Source organism: Chromatiales bacterium (genome assembly GCA_020445605.1).
GTDB lineage: Bacteria > Pseudomonadota > Gammaproteobacteria > JAGRGH01 > JAGRGH01 > JAGRGH01.
In genome coordinates this window covers 224,785-247,356 of record JAGRGH010000037.1, presented here as the reverse complement: position 1 = coordinate 247,356, position 22,572 = coordinate 224,785, and the positions used below count along the sequence as shown (strand labels likewise).

19 protein-coding genes are annotated in these 22,572 nt (G+C 64.4%); 11 read left to right on the top strand and 8 right to left on the bottom strand.

What is annotated here, in order from left to right; all coding sequences use genetic code 11:
- The first annotated feature begins 241 nt into the window (after window positions 1-241).
- The 3 genes from KDG50_08200 (at window position 242) to KDG50_08190 (ending at window position 2,495) form a co-directional block, all read left to right on the top strand.
- Window positions 242-1,081: a 6-carboxytetrahydropterin synthase gene (locus KDG50_08200; GenBank protein MCB1865401.1), complete on the top strand. Its 840-nt coding sequence runs from the start codon at window positions 242-244 to the stop codon at window positions 1,079-1,081.
- A 6-nt stretch (window positions 1,082-1,087) separates the two neighbouring features.
- On the top strand, window positions 1,088-1,507 hold the full coding sequence (locus tag KDG50_08195) for a SufE family protein (protein MCB1865400.1): 420 nt from the start codon (window positions 1,088-1,090) through the stop codon (window positions 1,505-1,507).
- Window positions 1,508-1,829: 322 nt separating this feature from the next.
- Window positions 1,830-2,495, top strand: coding sequence for a hypothetical protein (locus tag KDG50_08190; GenBank protein MCB1865399.1), 666 nt, complete (start codon window positions 1,830-1,832; stop codon window positions 2,493-2,495).
- An 18-nt stretch (window positions 2,496-2,513) separates the two neighbouring features.
- Here KDG50_08190 and mqo read toward each other — a convergent pair whose 3' ends face one another.
- The 5 genes from mqo to glgC form a co-directional block, all read right to left on the bottom strand.
- On the bottom strand, window positions 2,514-4,091 hold the full coding sequence (gene mqo / locus KDG50_08185) for a malate dehydrogenase (quinone) (protein MCB1865398.1): 1,578 nt from the start codon (window positions 4,089-4,091) through the stop codon (window positions 2,514-2,516).
- 82 nt (window positions 4,092-4,173) lie between these two features.
- On the bottom strand, window positions 4,174-5,097 hold the full coding sequence (locus KDG50_08180) for an ROK family protein (GenBank protein MCB1865397.1): 924 nt from the start codon (window positions 5,095-5,097) through the stop codon (window positions 4,174-4,176).
- Window positions 5,094-6,446: a 4-alpha-glucanotransferase gene (malQ, locus tag KDG50_08175; GenBank protein MCB1865396.1), complete on the bottom strand. Its 1,353-nt coding sequence runs from the start codon at window positions 6,444-6,446 to the stop codon at window positions 5,094-5,096. Before malQ ends, KDG50_08180 begins: the two co-directional genes overlap by 4 nt.
- Entirely contained in the window at window positions 6,443-8,161 is a 1,719-nt protein-coding gene (locus tag KDG50_08170) for a glycoside hydrolase (protein MCB1865395.1), read from the bottom strand. The genes malQ and KDG50_08170 overlap by 4 nt, the downstream gene beginning before the upstream one ends.
- Window positions 8,151-9,419 (bottom strand): glucose-1-phosphate adenylyltransferase, encoded by a 1,269-nt coding sequence (gene glgC, locus KDG50_08165; protein ID MCB1865394.1) that lies wholly within the window; start codon window positions 9,417-9,419, stop codon window positions 8,151-8,153. Before glgC ends, KDG50_08170 begins: the two co-directional genes overlap by 11 nt.
- A gap of 154 nt (window positions 9,420-9,573) precedes the next feature.
- Between glgC and glgB the strand changes: the two genes are divergently transcribed.
- The 3 genes from glgB to KDG50_08150 all read left to right on the top strand — a co-directional run bounded on the left by glgB (window position 9,574) and on the right by KDG50_08150 (window position 14,044).
- On the top strand, window positions 9,574-11,736 hold the full coding sequence (gene glgB / locus KDG50_08160; GenBank protein MCB1865393.1) for a 1,4-alpha-glucan branching protein GlgB: 2,163 nt from the start codon (window positions 9,574-9,576) through the stop codon (window positions 11,734-11,736).
- 14 nt (window positions 11,737-11,750) lie between these two features.
- Complete coding sequence (glgA, locus tag KDG50_08155) at window positions 11,751-13,199, top strand: glycogen synthase GlgA (GenBank protein MCB1865392.1); 1,449 nt, start codon at window positions 11,751-11,753, stop codon at window positions 13,197-13,199.
- A 143-nt stretch (window positions 13,200-13,342) separates the two neighbouring features.
- On the top strand, window positions 13,343-14,044 hold the full coding sequence (locus tag KDG50_08150) for a class I SAM-dependent methyltransferase (protein MCB1865391.1): 702 nt from the start codon (window positions 13,343-13,345) through the stop codon (window positions 14,042-14,044).
- Between the two features lie 194 nt (window positions 14,045-14,238).
- Here KDG50_08150 and KDG50_08145 read toward each other — a convergent pair whose 3' ends face one another.
- From KDG50_08145 to KDG50_08135, 3 genes are all read right to left on the bottom strand, one after another.
- Window positions 14,239-15,027 carry a sulfotransferase family 2 domain-containing protein gene (locus tag KDG50_08145; protein ID MCB1865390.1) on the bottom strand — a complete coding sequence of 263 codons (789 nt, stop codon included), beginning with the start codon at window positions 15,025-15,027 and terminating at the stop codon, window positions 14,239-14,241.
- 182 nt (window positions 15,028-15,209) lie between these two features.
- Window positions 15,210-16,013, bottom strand: a complete 804-nt coding sequence (locus KDG50_08140) for an FkbM family methyltransferase (protein ID MCB1865389.1) — start codon at window positions 16,011-16,013, stop codon at window positions 15,210-15,212.
- Between the two features lie 120 nt (window positions 16,014-16,133).
- On the bottom strand, window positions 16,134-16,994 hold the full coding sequence (locus tag KDG50_08135; GenBank protein ID MCB1865388.1) for a tetratricopeptide repeat protein: 861 nt from the start codon (window positions 16,992-16,994) through the stop codon (window positions 16,134-16,136).
- 162 nt (window positions 16,995-17,156) lie between these two features.
- Between KDG50_08135 and KDG50_08130 the strand changes: the two genes are divergently transcribed.
- The 5 genes from KDG50_08130 to thpR all read left to right on the top strand — a co-directional run bounded on the left by KDG50_08130 (window position 17,157) and on the right by thpR (window position 22,405).
- Window positions 17,157-17,597 carry a cytochrome c gene (locus KDG50_08130; GenBank protein ID MCB1865387.1) on the top strand — a complete coding sequence of 147 codons (441 nt, stop codon included), beginning with the start codon at window positions 17,157-17,159 and terminating at the stop codon, window positions 17,595-17,597.
- A 93-nt stretch (window positions 17,598-17,690) separates the two neighbouring features.
- Window positions 17,691-18,515, top strand: coding sequence for a c-type cytochrome (locus KDG50_08125; protein MCB1865386.1), 825 nt, complete (start codon window positions 17,691-17,693; stop codon window positions 18,513-18,515).
- 13 nt (window positions 18,516-18,528) lie between these two features.
- Window positions 18,529-19,779: a flavodoxin-dependent (E)-4-hydroxy-3-methylbut-2-enyl-diphosphate synthase gene (gene ispG, locus KDG50_08120; protein MCB1865385.1), complete on the top strand. Its 1,251-nt coding sequence runs from the start codon at window positions 18,529-18,531 to the stop codon at window positions 19,777-19,779.
- 107 nt (window positions 19,780-19,886) lie between these two features.
- A complete protein-coding gene (locus KDG50_08115; protein MCB1865384.1) occupies window positions 19,887-21,857 on the top strand; it encodes an EAL domain-containing protein in 1,971 nt (656 codons plus the stop codon).
- A complete protein-coding gene (thpR, locus tag KDG50_08110; protein MCB1865383.1) occupies window positions 21,854-22,405 on the top strand; it encodes an RNA 2',3'-cyclic phosphodiesterase in 552 nt (183 codons plus the stop codon). The genes KDG50_08115 and thpR overlap by 4 nt, the downstream gene beginning before the upstream one ends.
- The last annotated feature ends 167 nt before the right edge of the window (window positions 22,406-22,572 follow it).

Sequence of the window (22,572 nt, the reverse complement as noted above, 5' to 3'; positions counted from 1 at the left end):
GTCCACGGCCGCGGCTATGGCAACGGCTATGGCTACAACGCCCCGTACTACGGCTATGCCCCCTACGGCTACGCCCCGGTCGCTCCGGTCGCCCCCGTCGCCCCGCAGGCGCCGGTCGCGAAGTAAGCACCTCCGTTCTCCATCGGAGTACTTCAGGCGGGTCGGCCCCAGGCCGATCCGCCTTTTTTGTGCCTGGCGTTCCGGCATACCATGTCGGTTTACGCCGCCCGCCCCGACACCCGTGCCCGCGCTTTTCGTCCGCAACCTGACCGTGATCGATTCCGCGCGCCTGGACCCCGAAACGGGGCTCACGGGCGACAGCTGGATCGTCGACCTTCGACTCGACGGGCAACTCGACCCGGGCGGCATGCTGGTCGATTTCGGCGAGCTCAAGACGAAGCTCAAGCGCGAGATCGACTCTGCCCTGGATCACAAGCTGCTGGTGCCGCTGGCCGCGGCCGGCGTAGCCCACGCCTCGCGGGGCGGAGTCGCGGAGATTGCCCTGGAAACCACGCTCGGCAGGCTGCGTTATCGCGCACCGGACGAAGCGGTCCGCACCTTTGCAGCCACCGACATCAACGGAGCTGCGCTGGTGCGCGCAATCGAGACCATCGCCCGCGCACATCTGCCCGCAAGGGTCAGTGGCGTTCATGCCGAACTCCGTCATGAGCCTGCCGGCCCCCCGCTGTACCGCTACACCCACGGACTCAAACACCACACCGGCAACTGCCAGCGCATGGGGCACGGACATCGCGCCAGTGTCGCGATCAATGTCGACGGCGTCGCCAGCCCGGAACTACAGCAGACCTGGTGCAAACACCTGGATGGCTGCTTCATCGGCACCCGTGCACACCTTGTTTCGCCGGCAGGCGCCGCCATCTACCGGTTCGAGTACACCGCCGCGCAGGGGCGTTTCGAGCTGGAACTGCCGGCCGCCCGCTGTTACCTGATTGACGGCCAGTCGACCGTCGAGCACATCGCTGAACACATCGCGGAACGCGTCGCGCACGAACATCCCGGCCGGCACATACGCGTGACGGCATTCGAAGGCGTTGGCAAGGGTGCGATCGCAGAAACCTGACCCTGGATGACCATGGCTGAACTGACGCAGATCATCGAAACCTTCGAGTTCCTGGACGACTGGGACGACCGCTATGCCTACATCACGGAGCTTGGCGAACAACTGCCGGACATGCCGGCCGCGGAAATGGTCGATGCGAACCTGGTGCACGGGTGCATGAGCAAGGTCTGGGTCACGGCGCGTTTGAGCGAAACCGCGTCCGGCACCGTGGAGTTTCACGCGACCAGCGACACCTCCATCATCAAGGGGCTGGTCGCGATCCTGCTGTCGATCTTTGCCGACAAGACGCCGGAACAGGTACAGAACGCCGACGTCGACAAGCTGTTCAAACGGCTCGGCATTTTCGATCACCTGAGCCCGAACCGGCACTTCGGCGTCTATGCCATGGAGCAGAAGTTCAAGACGCTCGCTGAAGGACTTCAGTAAACGACACACCTCCCCCGCACGCCCAATCGAGCGCTCGCGACGTCGAGTGACATCGGCAATCCGGCGCTATACCTTCCGGCCAAGACGGCCCGCAGCCTGTTGGCTGGAACGGAAGGAACTCGCCACACATTGTCAAAATTCTTTACAAGGGCATGCAAGCCAAGTGACCCAGCTTCCGGCGCCTCAAGATAGGCCTCTGATTATTAAGGATGAAGACGTAACTGGCATAGAACATGCTTAGCTCCAGAAATCGTCTCGGATCAGCGGCACTGGTCGACATCCGCAAGACACCCATCAACAAGTACAGTCCAGGGGGCGTTAGATGCAATTCAATCGATTGGTGTTGGTCGCCGTTGTCGTGTTGGCGTTTGCGCGTTCCGGGCAAGCCTTGGTCGTAAGCGAGGGGCCAGATTTCGGTCCTGGCTTCGCAAGCGTGGGCACCCTTGACGAAGGGCTGAACTCAATTTCCGGATCGATAAACTGCAGCACTCCCTTTATTCCGGCGCCAACATTTGCATCGGCCACCCACCCTTGCACCGGGGATCTTGGAGACTCACTGGCCTTCACCGTTCCGTTCGGATTTGCGTTAACCCAATATCAACTGGACTTCATCATCGTACTACCTGATTTTTGGTCAAGTTCGGCAGCCAACGCAAATGGTGGGACAGGCTCGTTTTCACTGTTTTCCGTTTCTTCACCGACAAGCCTTCTGGTCAGTACTGACCCGGGAGACTATACGTTTTCGACAAACCACTTCTATCAGATCGTTGATGACATCTGTGAGCCTTTTTGCGGAGAAACGTCACAGCAGGTAACTTGGCAGCTGATCTTGACTACAGCTGCGGTAGAAAACCTGCCGGTTCCGGCCACTCTATTACTGCTTGGCGTCGGCCTGGCTGGAATCGGCTTTTCAAAGGGAACGAGGAGGCAGGCTCAGAGTCACGACGCTCGCAATGCGCGGCGCGCACGATGCTCCGCCTCTCAATAGAGGTGGGTTGACCACGCTTCAGGCTGGACCGAGATCGGCCTTCTTGCGCCGGTCCATACCAAAATCCTCGTTCTCCCTGTAGGCATGCAGGCTGTGCAGCACCGGCAACTCCGCCAGCCTGTCCAGCTTCAGGGTGGTCACCGTATCGTCACGAATCGAGAGAAAAAGCTCCTTGTTCGAAACGATCGAGATTCCATAGGACGGAATGATCTGTCGTATCTTGATTTGCCATTCCTCGCTCGCCAGTCTTTCCGCGAAGCACTTCTCTATAATCTCAAGGATGATCGGCACCAGGATGGAGGCGCCGGGCGAGGCACCAAGCAATGCGGCCAAAGTTCGGTCCGCGCTGTGGATGACCTCGGTGCCAAATTCGAGTCTGCCGCCTTTTTCCCGATCCCTTTTGATGATCTGCACGCGTTGCCCGGCAGTGGCAAACGCCCAGTCGGTATCGTGGGCAAGCGGGTAATACTGCCGCAGCGCCTCCATGCGAGAGCCGTGGGTCTGGCTGATTTCCCTGATCAGGTACCTGATCAGATCAAAGTTGTTCCGACCGACGTAGACCATCGGCATCAGGTTGTTGAACCGGATGGACTTGAAAAGATCCCAAGCCGATCCGTACTTGAGAAATCTCGTGGTAAAACCGGCAAAAGGCCCGAACAGCAGTGCCTTTTCGCCATCAATAAAACGCGTATCGAGATGAGGCACCGACATGGGCGGAGCGCCGGCAGCGGCCTTGCCGTACACCTTGGCCATGTGTTGTTCAACGATTTTCGGGTTCTTGCAGACCAACCACTGACCGCTAACCGGGAAGCCGCCATAACCCCTGGCTTCGGGAATGCCCGCCTTCTGCAACAGTGGAAGCGTGCCACCGCCTGCGCCGATGAATACAAAACCGGCATCGACGGTGCTGATCTCCGAGTTTGACTCGTGTCGAAGGGTCACCGTCCAACGTTTGTCCTTTCCCTGTTTCAGGTTGATCGCCGAGGTATTCAGCAGCAGATCAAACCCATCCAACGAGTTCAGGTGGCGAATCATTCCGCGACTCACCGCCGCGAAATTCACATCCGTGCCATGCGCAACTCGGGTAGCGGCCACTTTCTGATCCGGCTTGCGCCCTTTCATGATCAGCGGCATCCACTTGAGCAGCACTTCGGGATCTTCGCTGAACTCCATCGGCTCAAACATCGGGTGCTTTCTGAGCGACTGATGCCGCCTTCGAAGAAACTCCACGTTGGCCTCCCCCCACACGAAACTGACGTGTGGCACCGGATTGATGAAGTTTTCCGGAGCCGGCAAGGCGCCGAGCTTGACCAGATGTGACCAGTACTGAAGGCTGACCTCGTAACGGGCATTGATACCGAATGCCCGATGGATATCGATGCGGCCGTCTTCCTGCGCGGGGGTGTAGTTCAGCTCACAGTACGCGGCATGGCCGGTACCGGCGTTATTCCAGCCTGCGCTGCTTTCCTGCAACGGCGTACCGAGCCGCTCGACCATTGTGATCGTAATGGCGGGGTCCAGCTGCTTGAGCATGGACGCGAGAGTGGAGCTCATGGCCCCAGCACCGATCAGCAGGACATCCGTAGTCAGGTTCATGGGCAGCACCGGCGGGGAATTTTCATCGGACAAGCGCCAACGGTGCGCCACGCGCACCCTGCGGGAAAGATGAGCGCGGGGTCTAGGACATTGTATCCAGCGCCAGACGTGCGGCGCCGAGGATGCCGGCACGGTCGTCTGCGGTGGACGGTCGCACACGGATCGATCCGCGCTGCCCCGCGAGCAACTGTGCATCCAGCGCACACGGAAAGTTCGGCTCGAACTGGTCCCAGGCGGCGCTCAGTCCGCCGCCGATCACCAGGTTGCGTACATCGGTGATCTTGACGAGGTGCGCGCACGCGCTCGCGAGCATGCCGGCCGCGACCGCAAAGGCCTGTAGCGCCATGGATTCTCCGGCGCGGGCGCGCGCGGCGATCTCACTTGCGTCCAGATCGCCACCGCCGGACAACGCATAGCTGATGCGCAGACCGCTCGCCGACGCATATCGCTCCACGCAGCCGCGATTGCCACAGCCACACGAGCGCCCGCCAGGCTCGACGATGATGTGGCCGAACTCCATGGCCATGCCCGTGGTTCCACGCCAGGGGCGTCCGCCGAGCACCAACCCGCCGCCGATTCCCGTGCCCAGCCCGAGGTAGATCAGGTCCGGGCTCTGCGCGTCGAGCAGGTATTCGCCCCACGCAGCGGCGAGTGCATCGTTCTCGAGCCGAACCGGGCGGCTGGTTGCCGCCGACAGGGCGTCGGCGAGTTCCGCGTCGGTCACACCGGGCAAATTCGGCGCACCACGCAGCACACGGCCGTCGGCACTGACATAACCGGGCGCGCCCACTCCGATCGCGTGGATGCCCGGATGGCGCGCCAGAACGTCACGGGCGAATCCGGCGAGCGCGTCGGCCACCAGCTGTTTTGCCGACGTGGAATCAAGCTCGGCGCAGGCGGCGCCGAGACGCGGCGTCGCGCGAACCTCCTCGATGACTTCTAGACCGTCCACGACCCCGCCACGCAGCGTCGTGCCCCCCAGATCGATGCCCAGCGCAAGCGTCATGCGCGGCCGTGATCGCGTAGCCGGTCGCGCAGCCTGCTGGTCAGTCGGCCGTCGATCTGGCTCCAGTCGAAGCGCCACTCCCAGTTGCCCGTGGTCGTGCCCGGTGTGTTGAAACGGGCCTCGGTGCCGAGGCCGAGCAGATCCTGCATCGGAATCACTGCAAGGCGTGCCGGCGAGGCCAGCGCGGCGTCGATCATCGCCCAGGGCATCTCGGAATCATCCGCCATGCCAAGCACGCTGCGTACCCGTTCGCGCTGACCGGCTGCCAGCTTTGAATACCAGCCGACCGTCGTGTCGTTGTCATGCGTGCCGGTGTAGACGACGCAGTTTTCGACGTGGTTCGCCGGCAGATACGGATTCAGATCGTCACTGTCGAAGGCGAATTGCAGGATCTTCATACCCGGCAACTGGTGGCGTTCACGCAGGCGCTCGACATCGGGCGTGATGATGCCGAGGTCCTCGGCCACGAACGGCACCTCGCCAAGGCTGGCGTTGACTGCGTCGAGCAGCGCCGCCCCCGGCACCTCGACCCAGGTCCCGCCGGTCGCCACCGGATCGGCAGCGGGAATCTCCCAGCTCGCCGCGAGCCCGCGAAAATGATCGATCCGGATCAGGTCGAACTGCGCAAGCTGCACGGCCACGCGATCCAGCCACCAGCGGAAGCCATCGCGCGCGAGCGCGTCCCAGTCGTAGATCGGATTGCCCCAGCGCTGCCCGGTCGCGGAAAAATAATCCGGCGGCACCCCCGCCACCACGCGCGGACGTCCACGTTCAGGCCCGTCACGATGCAGCTTGAACCACTGCGGATGGGCCCAGACATCGGCGCTGTCATCGGCGACGAACAGCGGCAGATCGCCAAACAGGGACACGCTCGAAGCATGCGCGAGTGCGCGCAAGCGCGCAAAGTGCCCGAAGAACTCCGCCTGTTCGGATTTCAGTTGTTGTATCTGCACGGCGAGCGATTCGCGCGCCTGTGCCAGCGCGCCCGGCTCGCGTTCACGCAGTGGCTCCGGCCACTGCCACCACGGCGCACCGCCGAGGCGCTGTTTGAGCGTGGCAAACAGAACGTAATCGTCGAGCCAGACATCGGCGACCGGAATGTCCGAATGACTGGCCTGTGCGGCTGACTCGGCGGGCACGAGGCCGGCATGCCCCGCGAACGCAGAGGCGGATGAATATGGCGAGAGCCCGACCACCGGTGGCCCCAGCGGCAGCATCTGCCAGACGCCGAAGCCACACTCGCCGAGCCAGTCGATGAACCGCGTTGCGTCGCCGTCGAGACGCCCGGATGGCAGCGCAGTCGGATGCAGCAGCACGCCGGCACGGCGCTGCGTACCAATGCCGTTCACGCGGTCGCTTGTCCCGTTCGCATGACGCCTCCGGTCGCCGGCGTGCCGGTGCCGGTCGAGAGCACGGCATCGAGCGCCGCCGGCGGCTCGACCCCGATCAGCCGGTACAGCTCGCGCAGTTGCGCGCGATACAGGCGCTCGAAATCACTCACCGCTTCGCCCGGATTGTAGTCTCCGAGCCACCAGAACCAGTCCGAGCCCTCGCACACGCTGAGCTGCTGTTCGGCTGCCGCCAGCCGGTCGCCTTTCAGACCACTTTCGCAGGCCTCGTCGAAGGCCTTCTTGGCCGCGACCAGCAGATCCCAGCCGCGGTTCTTGTCGAACGCGCCGATCCAGGTCGCGAGCGTGCCATGCACCCAGCTGCCGGCCACCAGCGGTGTGGGCAGGGTTTCGGTCCTGAGGGTCTTCAGCGCGGAACTGAAGGTCGTCAGTTCCAGCGCCGGGTGTTCGCCGAGGCTCTTGTACAGGGCCGGCAGGAAATAGCGCGCGTTTTCCGGGTAGTACTCCCAGGCATTCTCGCCATCGAGAATGATCGACACCACGCGCCGGGATGGATCATTGCAATGCGCGGCAATGTCGGCCAGTGCGTGCGTGAGGTTGGCAACCGCATCGTCCGCATGCCAGCTCGCGTACTGAAAGCCGATGCGGTCGGAAAGCCCGTCGTCGCGAAAGAACATCGCCAGCGGAGTTTCATCCGGCTGCCACGGCCGATACAGCCAGCTCTTGCCGCGATACTTCGAGCGTGCATCCCCAAGTGTGTTCGTCAGCACGCTTTCGCCGGTCGCGGCCCAGCGGAAGCCGTATTCGCCGAGCAGACGCGCGGTACCGGAATCGATCGCGCCTTCCGAAGGCCAGCAGCCCTGCGGACGATGCCCGAAATACTGTTCGAACACCCCGATTCCATGTTCGATGTGTCGGCGTGCACGTGCCTCCCCACCGGGATATTCGCCTTCCGGCAACGGCGCGGTCGGCATGGACTCGCGCGCGGTTTCGAAATCCAGCAGCAACGGCACGATCGGATGCGCATAGGGCGTAACGGACAGCTCCACGCGCCCCGAATCAGCGAGCGCGCGATAGCGCGCGATGATGCCCGCGATCACCTCGTGAATCAGTTCCGCGAGTGCCCGACGCTGACCGACGGTGAATCCACGCGCGGTCTTCTCCAGCTCGCCGATCAGCGGATGTGCCCGGCGCACGCTCTCACCCATCCACGCGAGGTGATACCAGACCACGAGGTCATGGACGAACGCATCGCTGAGGTAGCAGGCGTTGGATGCAGGCGCTTCAAGATCGAGTGCCGCATGCGCCAGGGCAACGAGTTCGTGAAACGGCTTGAAACGACCGATCACGCGCTGTTCGTTCGCGCGCAACGCGGCTCGAATCAGGGCCGCGCGTGGCCGTGCGTCGGTGGGCAGTGCGTGCTCGCTGAGCGCCGCGAGCAGTGGATCGCCGACCGGCGCACCGCCGTCGAGCATCGCGCGCAGTTCGCGCGCGTAGGCCTCGATCTGTTCAAGCAGGACCGGTGCGAAGTTGACGACGGCGCGCGCGGCGGGTTCGGCCTCCAGATAGGCCGCCATGTCGCTGTAGTCCTTGATCGCGTGCAGATAGGTCCACGGCTGGCGCCAGCGACCCGCCGGGTCGCGATACACCGGCTGGTGCATGTGCCAGCACAGCACGACCTTCAGTCGTGCCGCGGCGCCTTCGCTACCGCGCATGGTGCAGTTCGACGCCGAGCATCTCCGGCGTCACGAGCACAACCCCGCCTTCTGAAACATGGAACCGGCGCCGGTCCTCGGCACGATCCTCGCCGATGACCGTGCCATCGGGGATGGAACAGCCCTTGTCGATGACCGCGCGCTGAATCCGGCAGTTCTGGCCGATGATGGCATCGGGCAGCACGACGGAATCCAGCACACGGCTGGAGGCCTCCACGCGCACATGCGAGAACAAGAGCGAGCGACGCAGATACGCGCCCGAGATGATGCACCCGCCGGAGACCATGGAATCCACGGCCATGCCTCGCCGGTTGTCGTCGTCGAAGATGAACTTCGCCGGCGGCAGCTGGGCCTGGTAGGTCCAGATCGGCCAGTCATCGTCATACAGGTTCAGCTCCGGCGTCACGCCAATCAGTTCCAGGTTCGCCTGCCAGAATGCATCCACCGTGCCAACGTCACGCCAGTAGGCGCGCGCGCCGGTGCTCGCATCGCGAAACGGAAACGCGAGCACGCGGTAACGATCGATCAGCCGCGGAATGACGTCCTTGCCGAAATCATGCGTGGAACGCGGCTCATCGGCGTCGCGGATCAGCTGTTCGTAGAGGAAGCGAGCATTGAAGACATAGATGCCCATCGATGCCAGCGCCTGGGTGGGGTCCCCCGGCATGGACGGTGGCTCCGCGGGCTTTTCCTGGAATGCGATGATCCGGTTGTCGGAATCCACCGACATCACGCCGAACTGGTTCGCCCGGTCGATCGGCACTTCGATGCAGCCGATCGTGAGATCCGCGCCCGACTCCACGTGCGCGGCGATCATCGGACCATAGTCCATCTTGTAGATGTGGTCACCAGCGAGGATCAGCACATAACCCGGCGCGTGCGAACGAATGATGTCCAGATTCTGATAGACCGCATCGGCCGTACCGGCATACCAGGACTGATTCAGGCGCTGTTGCGCAGGCAACAATTCAACGAATTCGCCGAATTCGCCACGTAAAAATGACCAGCCGTTGACGATATGGCCGATCAGCGAATGCGACTTGTACTGCGTCAGCACCGCGATTCGGCGGATGCCGGAGTTCATGCAGTTCGACAGCGGAAAATCGATGATGCGGAACTTGCCGCCGAATGGTACGGCTGGCTTCGCGCGCCAGCGCGTGAGCCCCGCCAGCCGGGTGCCCTGCCCGCCGGCAAGAATCAGCGCCAGCGTTTCACGTGTCAGACGGCTGACAAAACGCCGCCCGGTTTCCTGAACCATGGAGTGCTCGCGAGGGGTGGTGGTCGGGGATGCCGGAGAACGACGGTAAGTATACTATCGCCCCTCCCACGGCCAAGCCATGCACGGGCGTAACTCGCCGAGGCTTGACCTATCGCAATCCCCTGCGGGTACGAACCCGCGATGCTATCGAGCAATGGCCGCCAGCGAAGACGCACGACATCGCATTGTTGAAGCCCGCCACCACGACCCGTTCGAGGTGCTGGGCCGGCACCCGCACGGCGCGAATGTGACCGTACGCGTCCTGCTGCCGCACGCCAGCAGTGCACGGATCGGCGCGGACGGCCCCGAACTGGTGCAGGCCAAGCCCGCCGGACTGTTCGAGTGGACCGGCCCGGCCGGGTGTGTTCCCGAGCGCTACGAGATCGTCTGGCGCGACCACGACGGCGGCAAACACCGCCGCCATGATCCGTACTGCTTTCCGCCGCAGATCTCGGAATTCGATCTGCACCTGTTCGGCCAGGGCAAGCACTGGCATGCCTGGCGGTTCCTCGGCGCGCACGAGGCGACCGTCGACGGCTTCGCCGGCACCCGCTTCGCGGTGTGGTCGCCGAACGCCGAGCGCGTCAGCATCGTCGGCGACTTCAACCGCTGGGACGGCCGCTGCCACCCCATGCGTTCGCGCGGCGCCAGCGGCGTATTCGAGCTGTTCGTGCCGGGCGTCAGTGCCGGCACCCTGTACAAATTCGAGATCCGCACCCGCGACGGCGCGCTGCGGCTGAAGAGCGATCCCTACGGCCGCGCGTTCGAACTGCGCCCGGCCACGGCATCCGTGGTCACCGCCGAAGGGCGGTACGCATGGGCCGACCAGGACTGGATGGCCGGGCGCGCCGCGCGCGACTGGCGCCACGCGCCGATGTCGGTCTACGAGGTGCACCTGGGCTCATGGCAACGCGACGCCAACGGCCAGTTCCTGAACTACCTGGAACTCGCCGACCGGCTCGCCGGATACGTGGCGGACATGGGCTACACCCACGTCGAACTGCTGCCGGTCATGGAACACCCGTTCGACGCCTCCTGGGGCTACCAGACGACCGGCTACTACGCGCCGACCCGGCGCTTCGGCACGCCCGACGAGTTCCGCGCCTTCGTCGACCGCCTGCACCAGCACGGCATTGGCGTGCTGCTGGACTGGACGCCGGCGCATTTCCCGCGCGACGACTTTGCGCTCGCGCGCTTCGACGGCAGCGCGCTGTACGAACACGCCGACCCGCGCCGCGGTGAGCATCCCGACTGGGGCACGCTGATCTTCAACTACGGCCGCAACGAGGTGCGCAATTTCCTGCTCTCCAGCGCGCTGTACTGGCTCGACGAAATGCACATCGACGGCCTGCGCGTGGATGCGGTCGCCTCCATGCTGTATCTCGACTACTCGCGACGCGAGGGCGAATGGCTGCCGAACCCACACGGCGGACGCGAGAACCTCGACGCGATCGAGTTCATCCGGCAGCTCAACAGCGTTGCCCACGCCCAGCATCCGGGCGCGGTGATCGTCGCCGAAGAATCCACGGCCTGGGCGCAGGTCTCGCGTCCGGTCGATCACGGTGGGCTCGGCTTCTCCATGAAATGGAACATGGGCTGGATGCACGACACGCTCGATTACCTCGAGCGCGATCCCGTGCACCGTCCCTGGCATCACCACCGGCTGACCTTCGGCATGCTCTACAGCTGGACGGAAAACTTCGTGCTGCCGCTCTCGCACGATGAAGTCGTGCACGGCAAACGTTCCATGCTGGACAAGATGCCGGGCGACACCTGGCAACGGTTCGCGAACCTGCGCCTGCTCTACACCTATCAGTGGGCGTATCCGGGCAAGAAGCTGCTGTTCATGGGCAGCGATTTCGCGCACGGGCTGGAATGGAATTCCGAAACCGCGCTGGAGTGGCACCTGCTCGAACGCGGGCCGCATCGCGGCGTGCAGTCACTGGTGCGCGATCTCAACCACCTGTACCGCGACCTGACCGCACTGCACGCGCACGACTTCGAGGCCCAGGGCTTCGAGTGGCTGGAGTGCGACGACGCGCGCCAGTCGGTGCTGAGCTTCCTGCGTCGTGCCGGCGATTCGCTGTGCATCGTCGTGCTGAATTTCACGCCGGTGCCGAGAAACGACTACGCGCTCGGCGTGCCGCGTGCCGGGCGCTACCGTGTCGCGCTGAACAGCGACGCCGCCTGTTACGGCGGCAGCGAATACCCGGCCGGCGTGGAATTCATCGCCGGTGAACACGCCGAGATGCACCGGCCGTTCAGCATCCGGCTGAACCTGCCACCGCTCGGCGGGCTGATCCTGGTGCAGGACTGACCGACCCGGCCGACGTGCGCATCCTGTTCGTCGCCTCCGAGGTGCAGCCGCTGGTCAAGACCGGCGGTCTCGCCGATGTCGCCGGCGCCCTGCCGGCGGCGCTGGTCGAAACCGGCCACGACTGCCGCATCCTGCTGCCAGCGTATCCGGCGGTCACAAAGGCCCTCGGGCGCGCACGCGCGACCGCGACGCTGCAAACCCGCGTCGGGCCGGTGGAGATCGGCGAATACCGCATGCCGGATACGAAAGTCCCGGTGTACACGCTGATCGCACCCGCCCTGTACGAGCGACCGGGTGGTCCGTACCTGAACGAGCAGGGTCAGGAGCACGCCGACAGCGCGATCCGGTTCGGCCTGCTCTCGGAAGTCGCGACCATGCTCTGCGTGGGCGGGTTGCCCGGCGACTGGCGGCCGCAGATCCTGCATCTGAACGACTGGCAGACCGGCCCCGCCGCGCTATGGCTGCGGCTGAAACCCGTCGCCGGGGTGCGCTCGGTGTTCTCCATCCACAACATCGGCTACCAGGGCAATTTCGCACCGCAAAGTGTCGACACGCTCGGGCTGCCGTGGTCGGTCTACACACCGGATGGCGCGGAGTTCTACGGGCATTTCTCGTTCCTGAAGGCCGGCATCGTCTACAGCGACGCGATCACGACCGTGAGCCCGACCTATGCCGAAGAGATCCAGACCGCTGACTTTGGATTTGGCATGGACGGAATGCTGCGCAAGCGCGCGGACGCGCTGACCGGCATCGTCAACGGCATCGACACGCGCGTGTGGGATCCTGCTGGCGATCCGCACGTCGTGCGCAAATACAGCGCCGCGCGGCTCGGCTACAAACAGCGCAACAAGGAACTGCTGCAACAGGCGCTCGGCCTGCGTCCGTATCTGGAGGCGCCGCTGTTCGGCGTGGTCAGCCGGCTCGCCTACCAGAAAGGCATCGATCTGCTCGTGCAGACCCTGCCCGCGCTGATCGAGCAGGGCGCACAGCTCGCCGTGCTCGGCAGTGGCGATCCCGAACTCGAACAGACCCTGTCATCGCTCGCCACGCGCTTTCCGGACGCGGTGGCCGTGCGCCTAGGTTACGACGAACAGCTCGCGCATCGCATTGAGGCGGGCGCGGACGCCTTCGTCATGCCCTCGCGCTACGAACCCTGCGGGCTGAACCAGATGTACTCCATGCGCTACGGCACGCTGCCGATCGTGCGCGCCACGGGCGGGCTTGCGGACACCGTGACCGGCCTCGACGTCAAGCGTTCGAACCTGGAAACCGCCACCGGCTTTTCATTCGGCGAGGCCACGCAGAAAGACCTGGCCGGCGCGCTCCGACAGGCCATCGCCGTCTGGCGCGAACCGTCCGTCTGGCGCCAGATGCAGCGCAACGCCATGCAGCGCGACTTCAGCTGGCGGGCCAGCGCCCAGCGCTATTCGGCCCTGTACCAAGACCTCCTGCAACGTCCCTGAGCCGCCGTGCCCGGGTAATAACCGGGACGTGACATGTACCGGCCGGCGTGCCATATTTCTGCAACGCCCGACGCCGGCCGCACAACTGGCCGCCACCGCGCACGAGGCCGGCCGTCATCCACAACCGTCTGGGGCCACATGCGATGAACCAGGACGACAAAGACATCCAGTCCTTCTTCGAAGGCTGGCAGCTCTACCAGCAGGTCATTGCCGGCAACTACATGCTGCACAACGAGATCACCGACCAGATGCGTCGGGCGCTCGGCGGCCTGCTGCATGTGGACATGAACGTGCTCGAGGTCGGCTGTGGCGATGCCTACGTGCTGAGCCAGGCGCTCGAAGGCAACGAGATCGCGCACTATCGCGGGATCGATCTGTCCGCGCCGGCGCTGGAGTTCGCCCGCAAGAACCTGGACGGCCGCGTGCGTGACATCCAGCTACACGCCGACACCATGCAGCGGTCGGCCGACTACGCCGACCGGCCGTACCACCTGATCGTCGCCGGCTATTCCATGCATCATCTGGAAAACGACGAGAAACGCGAACTGCTCGCGTGGATGCACGACCAGCTGACCGACGACGGTGAGATCTTCGTCTATGACGTGTTCCGTCGCGACGACGAGACCCGCGAACAGTTTCTCGAACGCAGCGTGCGCTGCTTTCGCGATCAGTGGGCCGATCTGAGCGAGGACCAGTTGAGCCGCGTCAGCGCCCACGTGCTGAATCAGGATCACCCGGAATCCATCCCGAGCTGGGAGGCCATCGCCGCGCGCGCCGGGTTTGCCGACTGCATGTGGACCTTCCGCGACCCCTACGATCTATATGCCGTCGTGCGCATGCGCTAACAGGTTGTTGAAAACGGCCCATCCATGGCCTTTTCAACATCGCAACCGAAAAGCGCGGTTTTCGGTTGCTCACGAAAATCAAACACTTGTGTGTTCGATTTTCGGGCGAGACGTCCCTGTCGCGCGATATCAGGCCGTTGAAATCAGAATTTCAACCGCCTGCCAACGACCTGTCCCGGCAAAGACTGAACGATTCAAAGCTTCCCGCGAGCGTATCCGTACGCATCAAAATCGACCTTATACAATTCGTATACCGCATCCAGCAATTGCGGATCGTAAAACCGGCTGTAATCCGGAAAGCCAGCGCCCGTCTCAACGAGCGATTTGAAGGGCAGGTCGAACGCCGCCACCTGTTCCCCGCACTTCTTCTTGGTGTGATGTCGACTGCTCAGCAACGATTCGTTCCAGTCCAGGCCGCGTCCATCGGCTGCTTTGATCTGACTGAGCCGTTCCAGAATATTTTCCACCCGGACTATGTGGTCGAAGTGAAACGCGACACCTTCGAGCCGTAGTTTCTGGTAATCGTGGTGGACGTTCGAACGATGCAGGTCCTCCATGGTGAGAAAGCGGACGAAGTCCCGAAACGACGCATCCCGGAAATCCCCCAGACGGAGCGACCTTTCGATTTCCGCGCCCACGTACCCGTACCTCATCGCATGGATGTAGCTGCTTACCGCACGGTGGAATGGATTCCGAACAAACTTGATTTTCAGGAATGACCTGGACACCAGGTGGACATAGCGGACCGGGTTTTTCTCACAGTAAACCTCCCTGTAATCATGGATCCAGTCCGATTGATCCCGGGCTTCGTCCAGCTTTCCGATCGTATGAAAGAACAGCTTGCTGGCGACCGTACAGGCCGCCTTGGGCGTGAAACCGACAACCAGACGTTTCTCCGCGGATACGATGAGACGGTCTTGCCTGATCGGCGCACCAGTCAGCCCATACCTCCGTATTCTGGCCAGTTTTCTGAGAATGCCCATCGCTCGCCGACCGGAAGGATGCGAATCACGTGCCGCACAGCATACGTGCCGACCGCGCAATCCGGAAACCGCGCAGGGAATTCCGTTCCTGCCTGTGGCATCTTGTTTCGACGCAAACCGCCACGACCGCAGCACTGAAGCGCCGCATAGCGCAACCGGTGAGTCGGCCGAACGCCGGAACCCTATGCGACGGCAGCCCTTCTGGTCCGACCTGCGCCGGGGCCCGGACGGATGACCCCGCGTCTTGAAAGATAGATCCTTTCCCCTTGCCTCCACTCCGAGTCGAATCCGTTGGTACCGTTGTAGAAACTTCGATTACAGCCGGGTTTCAACCGCTCGTGCAGTTCAACAATGATTGACTCGACGCTTTCAATCCAGGACGAAGAACCGGCGAACACCTCCCGCTCGGCGCCCTCGATATCCATTTTGAGGATATCGATCCTGTCCAGGCCAAAGTCGCGCATCACCCGGTCCACCGTCATGGCCGCCACCGGATGACAAACCTGATTGACGCTCCTCTGGGCAGCTTCATCATCGCTCGTCATGTACCCCCATTTGCCATATCCCGGGTCAACCAGGCTGATCTCGCCATTGGAGTTCCACAATGCCGCCTGAACGGGAACCACATTCGGATAAGGCGAGACGTTGCGTTCCAGCAATCTGAAATTGCTGTCTTCCGGCTCGATCGCGATGATCTTTGCAAGTGGAAACCTGTTTGCAAAACAGGTCGACGCGAGCCCGATGTTTGCGCCTGCATCCACGATCACCTTCGGCGGGGACCCGGCAAGAAAGTCGTACTCCTGGCGGACAAAAATCTGCTCGAAGGTCGGCAGGTCACTGGTTCGCAGTCGGAGAAAAAACGGCGCCTTGACCCCGCGCTTTCTGACCTCGATGAGATGATCCGAACCGCCGAGCTTCAATTTGGTGGCCGACCACACGCCGGGGATTCCAAACCTTGAATAGTAGTAGCGGATGGTCGCGAGCATTGGTTACCTGCCTTGTTTTCGGGCTCGTCCAACAGCCAGCGACACGAACCTGCTTCCCAACCTCGGCCATCCGCGCACGGCAGTCTCCGGGTTGGTTGTGTCACAAAAGCGGCCGCTTGCTCAGTTCAGTGCCGCGGCCATCCGGCGGCGGAACTGGGCGGCGAGTTCATGTTGCGGGCCGAGAATCTCGAACACGGCGAGCATGCCTTCACGCGCGGCGCCATCGCGAAAGCCGCGATCGTTGCGCAGCACGCTGAGCAGGTCTTCGAGGGCTTCCGGGTATTCGCCGCGCACCACCGATTGCGCCGCGCGGCGGTACAGCGCCTCGCTGTCGTTCGGATCGGCCGCAAGCATTGCCGCGATGTCCGCATCGCCGCCGGTGCCGGCGGCGCGCGCGAACATCAGCGTCGCACGCAGTCGGCGCGCGGGTTCGGTCTCGGCAATCTGTAGCGGCAATGCATCCAGTCGTTCCTGCGCGGCATCCAGGTCGCCCTGCTGGGCCAGCGCTTCGGCGAGTTCGACCTGGATTTCGCCGTTGTCCGGGTCCAGCGACAGGGCCTCGGTCAGATACTGCACGGCGTGTTCTGCGTTGCCGGCGGCGAGCGCGGAGCGCGCCTCGTGGCGCAGCGGATCGCCCGGTCGCGCCAGATGACGCTCGACCATGGCACGCACGACGGATTCCGGCTGCGCGCCGGTGAACTCCTCGACGACCTTGCCGTCCTTGTAGAGCCGCACGGTCGGCAGGCCGCGCACGCGGTGCGTGCCGGCGAGGCGCTGTTCCTTGTCGGTATCGACCTTCGCGAGTACGACCTGGCCGGCGTGCGAGTCCACGACTGCCTGGAGCACTGGCATGAGCATGCGGCAGGGCGCACACCAGTCGGCCCAGAAGTCCACGAGCACGGGCACTTCGTGCGATCGGGCGATCACCTCGGCGTCGAACGTGGCTTCGGTGACTTCGTAAATATGCGGCGAGTTGGCCATGTTGGGGTCCAAGGGAAAATTAGCAAACGCTGAAATATGCCGATCCGGACGCCGCGATTCAAGGGAACTTCGGCCTGCTCATGGCTCACAAACGCGGAAACCCGGGCGCCGCTCGGCGGTTTCATATAATTGTTTCCCCTCCTCTGCATCCTGGAGACTGAAATGTTGCCCGTTCGCCTCGTTGTTGCCGTATTGGCCGTCGGCCTGACCACGCCGCTGCTGGCATCGGACCCGGAACAGGTCATCGGCTACCGCAAATCCATCATGCGCGCGATCGGTGGCCACACCGGCGCACTGAAGTCGATCGAGAAGGGCCGCGTGGATTTCACCGCGAGCCGCGCCCACCACGCCCGCGCGATGGTGGAACTCACCGGCGAACTGGACCAGATCTTTCCGGAAGGCAGCGATTTCGGCGAAACCGACGCGCTGGAGGCGATCTGGGCCAAGCCCGACGCGTTCGCAAAGGTCGTGAAACAGTCGCAGGACGCCGCGCTGGCCTACGAGCGCGCACTCGCCGGCGGCGATACCGCCAAGGCCTTCAACGATCTGGAATCGACCTGCAAGGACTGTCACAAGGACTTCCGCAAGAAAACGGAGCGCTGAGCCATTCGCGCCCGGCGACTCGTCGTCGCGATCGGCCTGGTCGGCGCGATCGCGGCGTTTTTCTACTGGCCTCGCGGCGGCTCGGCCCCGGCGCTGGAAGGCGGCGACGCCGTGCGCGGCGAATATGTCTTCGCCGCCGCCGGCTGCGCGGGCTGTCACAGCGCGAAGGATCAGCCACCGCTGGCCGGTGGCCGGGCGCTGGAGACCGGTTTCGGCATTTTCTATGCGCCGAACATCACGCCCGACCCCGAGACTGGCATCGGCCGCTGGAGCGGCGCCGATCTGTATCGCGCGCTTCGCCAGGGGCTGCGCCCGGACGGCCGGCCGTACTATCCGAGCCTGCCGTATCTGCGCTACACGGGGATGAGCGACGCGGACCTCGCCGATCTGTGGGCCTACCTGCGCTCGCTCGAGCCCGTGCGGCAGGCGAACCGCGCGCACGAACTCGACTGGCCGTTTGGCTGGCGTCCAGGACTGAACCTGTGGCGTGCGAGGGTGTTTCGCGAGCGCCGCTGGCGACCGGACCCGGCGCGCACGGACGCCTACAACCGTGGCTCGTACCTCGTGGAAGTGCTTGGCCACTGCGACGAGTGCCACACCCCGCGCGGCCTGTTCGGAGAGCCCGATGTGTTCCGTCGCCTGGCCGGCACGGCACAGGGGCCATCCGGCGAGAAGGTGCCGAACATCACCCCGGACCGCGAGACCGGCATCGGCAAATGGAGCCGCACGGACCTGCTCGACCTGCTCGAATCCGGCGCGCTGCCCAACGGTGACTACGTCGGCGACACCATGGCCGAGGTCGTCGACCGCTCGACCTCGAAGCTGACCGCGTTCGACCGCGGCGCCATCGCGACCTGGCTGCTCGAACAGGCGCCGGTGGCACATGCGCTCGGTGACGCCAGGCCCCCGGCGCTATGATGCGCCCCCGCCCATGACCGCCTCTAGCCAAAACCCGCCGCCGTGCGCCGAAACGCGCCGAATCAGCCGCGCCGTGCGCATCGGCACGGTCGTGGTCGGCGGCGGCGCGCCGGTTGTGGTGCAGTCGATGACCAACACGGACACGGCCGACGTCGCCGCCACGGCGCGGCAGGTCGCCGAACTCGCGCGCGCCGGCTCGGAACTCGTGCGCATCACCGTCAACAACGATCAGGCCGCCGACGCGGTGCCGCGCATCCGCGACCGGCTGCTTGCCGAGGGCCTGGACCCGCCGCTGGTCGGCGACTTCCACTACAACGGCCACAAGCTGCTGGCGGCGCACCCGGGCTGCGCCGAGGCGCTGGCGAAATATCGCATCAACCCCGGCAATGTCGGCCGCGGCGCGAAGCGTGACGAACAGTTCGCCGCGATGATCGAAACGGCCTGCCGCTACGACAAGCCGATCCGCATCGGCGTGAACTGGGGCAGCCTCGACCAGGCGCTGCTGGCACGTCTCATGGACGAGAACGCTCGGCGCGCGGAACCGCTGGATGCGACCTGCGTGATGGACGAGGCCCTCATCCGCTCGGCGATCGACAGCGCCGAGCAGGCCGTCGCGCTCGGTCTCGCGCGCGACCGCATCGTGCTGTCGGCGAAGGTCTCCGGCGTGCCGGACCTGATCCGGGTCTACCGGGCACTCGCCACACGCTGCGACTGGCCGCTGCATCTGGGGCTGACCGAGGCCGGCATGGGCACGAAGGGCGTCGTCGCATCCACAGCCGCGCTGGCCGTGCTGCTCGAGGCCGGGATCGGCGACACCATCCGCATCTCGCTCACACCAAAACCCGGTGGCGAGCGTACCGAGGAAGTCGTCGTCGCCCAGCACATCGTGCAGGCGCTCGGGCTGCGCTCGTTCATGCCGACGGTGATCGCCTGTCCGGGCTGCGGGCGTACCACCAGCAGCTATTTTCAGGAACTCGCCCAGCGCATCCAGCAGCATCTGGCCGCGAGCATGCCGGTCTGGCGCGAACGCCATCCGGGCGTCGAAACGCTTCAGGTCGCCGTGATGGGCTGTGTCGTCAATGGCCCTGGTGAAAGCCGGCACGCGCATATCGGCATCAGTCTGCCCGGCACCGGCGAACGGCCGGTGGCGCCGGTCTACATCGACGGCGAGAAAGGCCCGACGCTCAAGGGCGAGCACATCGCCGAGGAGTTTCAGGCCCTCGTCGACGACTATGTGCGCAACCACTTCCCGGTGCGCGGATAAAACTGTGACGCAGTTCTCAAAATTGTGAAAAATCCGGGCTAGTCTTATTTTTTGGGTCGGGAGCCGGGCGCGCGCCGCGCACCGGTCCGTCACAAGGAGGACGGCGCGTGCGTAACGCATCGGGTTCAATCATCGCGGCAGGCTTTGCCCTGACGGCGCTCATGATTGTCGCGGTCGGTGCGATCGCCCTGGACCAGGTCGCCCAGACCAACGCCAGAATCGCCACGCTCGTCGAAGACACCCAGGCCAAGACCGCTGCGGTGCACCGCATGCGCGACGCCATTCGCCAGCGGGCGCACTCCATCGTGCTGCTGCGTGGAGCCGCCGATCCGTTCGAGCGTGACGCCGAGGCACAGCGCTATTACGGTCACGCCCGTGCGTTCCTGGAGGCAAGGGTCGATTGGGAAAACCGTCCGCTGGCCGGCGCGGAGGCGCTGTTGGCCAAGGAGCTGCGCGACCGGCTGCGCATCGCCCAGCCGCTGAATGACCGTGCAGTGATACTGCTGCAAAGCGGCGGCGAATCTGCCCTGCTCGACGCAACGATCGACGCGGGCGACACCGCGCAGATCGAGGTCCTGGGCGTACTCGACGAACTGGTCGCACTCCAGGCCCGGAACTCGGCCGCCGCGCTTGCACAGAGCAATGCGCAGATGCACGCGACCGAACTGAAGATCATTGGTCTGATCGCTGCGACCCTGACGGCCAGCGCGCTGGTGGGCTGGTTCGTGATTGCAACGGTTCGCCGCAAGAATCACGAAATCACCCATCAGGCCGAACACGATGCTCTGACCCGCCTGCCGAACCGGGCCGCGTTCGACCGACATCTGGACTCCGTGCTCGCAGATCCGGCACTTGCGCCAGCGACGCTGCTGTTCATCGACCTGGATCGATTCAAGCTCGTCAATGACAGCGAGGGCCATGCCGCCGGCGACCAGTTGCTGCGTGAACTCGGCGAACGACTGAGCCGGGTGTTGCTCGGCGGCGACCTGCTGGCCCGGATCGGCGGCGATGAGTTCGCGATTGTCTCGGTCGACTGCGACCGCGCAGCCGGCATGGCACTCGGTGAGCGCATTCGCGGCGTGGTCGAGCGCTACCGTCTGCTCTGGGAGGATCGCGAGTACACCGTGGGCGCCAGCGTCGGCGTGGTCACGCTCGAACGCGGCATGTCGCGCGCCGAAGCGCTGAAGGCTGCGGACATCGCCTGCTATGCGGCCAAGGACGCCGGACGCAATCGCGTGCTCGCCTACGACCAGGTGCGGCGCGAATCGCGCAACGATTCAGTCCGCCAGAACCAGCTTGCGGTGGTGTTGCGCGAATCGATTGCACACAACCGCTTCACGCTGTTTGCCCAGCCCATCGTGCCGATCGCCGCGCGCGACCTGCAACCTCGTTATGAGATCCTCGCGCGTCTGCATGCCCCGAACGACCGCATGGTGTCGCCGCGTGCGTTCGTGCCGATCGCCGAGCGTTACGGTCTGATGGCAGAGATCGACCGCTGGGTCGTCGAGGCCGCGCTGCGCTGGCTGCAGGGCCAGACCGAACGTGTCGGGCGCGTCACCCAGTTGCATATCAATCTGTCGCCGCAGACGATCGGCGACTCGCGCGCAATCGGCGCCCTGGTCGACCTGCTTTCCAGTGAGGTCGGGCTCGCCGACCGGCTGTGTTTCGAGATCTCGGAACGCGCGCTGGAACAGGTCAATCGCGTGCGGCGGGTGGCCGACCTGCTGCGGGGCCTGGGTTGCCGTTTCGCGCTCGACGGATTCGGTTCGGGCAAGACCTCGTTCGGACATCTGTCGCGTCTGCCCGTGGACCTGATCAAAATCGGCACCGGCGTACTGCACGGCGAGATGCTTTCTTCGACCAACCTGACGCTGCTCAAGTCGATCAACGACATCGTGCATGCCCTCGGACGCCAGAGCGTCGCGCAGTTCGTGGAATCCGACGCGGTGCTGGAGGCGGTGCGCAAGGTCGGCGTCGACTTCGCGCAGGGCGTGCATCTGGGCGTGGCACAGCCGCTCGCCCAGTTTTCGAGCCGGACGAATCCAGGTCGCGGCGATCTGCGTATCGTTCAGACTTGAACACGGCTGCGGCCACGCAGCCCACCCAGCGGCTGTTTTTCGCATGCTGGCCGTCGCCGGAATTCGCACGGGCACTCGCCGAGATCGGTGCATCGCTTGCCGGCGATCGCGCCCGTGTGATTGCGCCGGCGGACATTCATCTGACGCTCGCGTTCGCGGGCAATTGCACTGCCGCACAGCGCGACTGCCTCATCGCAGCGGCGGATCGTTACCGCGGCGCGCCGTTCGATCTTGCGATCACGCGCCTCGGCTGGTGGGCACGACCGCGCGTCGTCTGGGCCGCGCCGGCGGAAACCCCCGCGGCCCTGCACATGCTGGCCGAGACGATGGCCGCTGCACTCGATGCCTGCGCGCTTGCGCTCGATGATCGTCCGTACCAGCCGCACCTCACCCTCATACGGGGTGCGGCGACTGCGCCGGATCTCGATTCACACGGTTCGTGGATCTGGAATGTCACGCGATTCGGACTCTACGAATCCGCGCCTCAACGCAGCGGAACGCGTTATCGCTGCCTCGCCGACTGGCCCATCGCCCCCGCCACAGCCTGACCGATCGCAGACCGGCGACCGAACGCCGCCAATTGAGATGCCGATGTTTCATCGGCATGTCCGCGATATTTCACCCGCAACCGTAGCGCAGCAAAACAATGATGTATTCGTAAATCGCGCGTCAACGACGCGTCACCTCGCGCCGGCAAGCTTTGCCGCCCCGGACC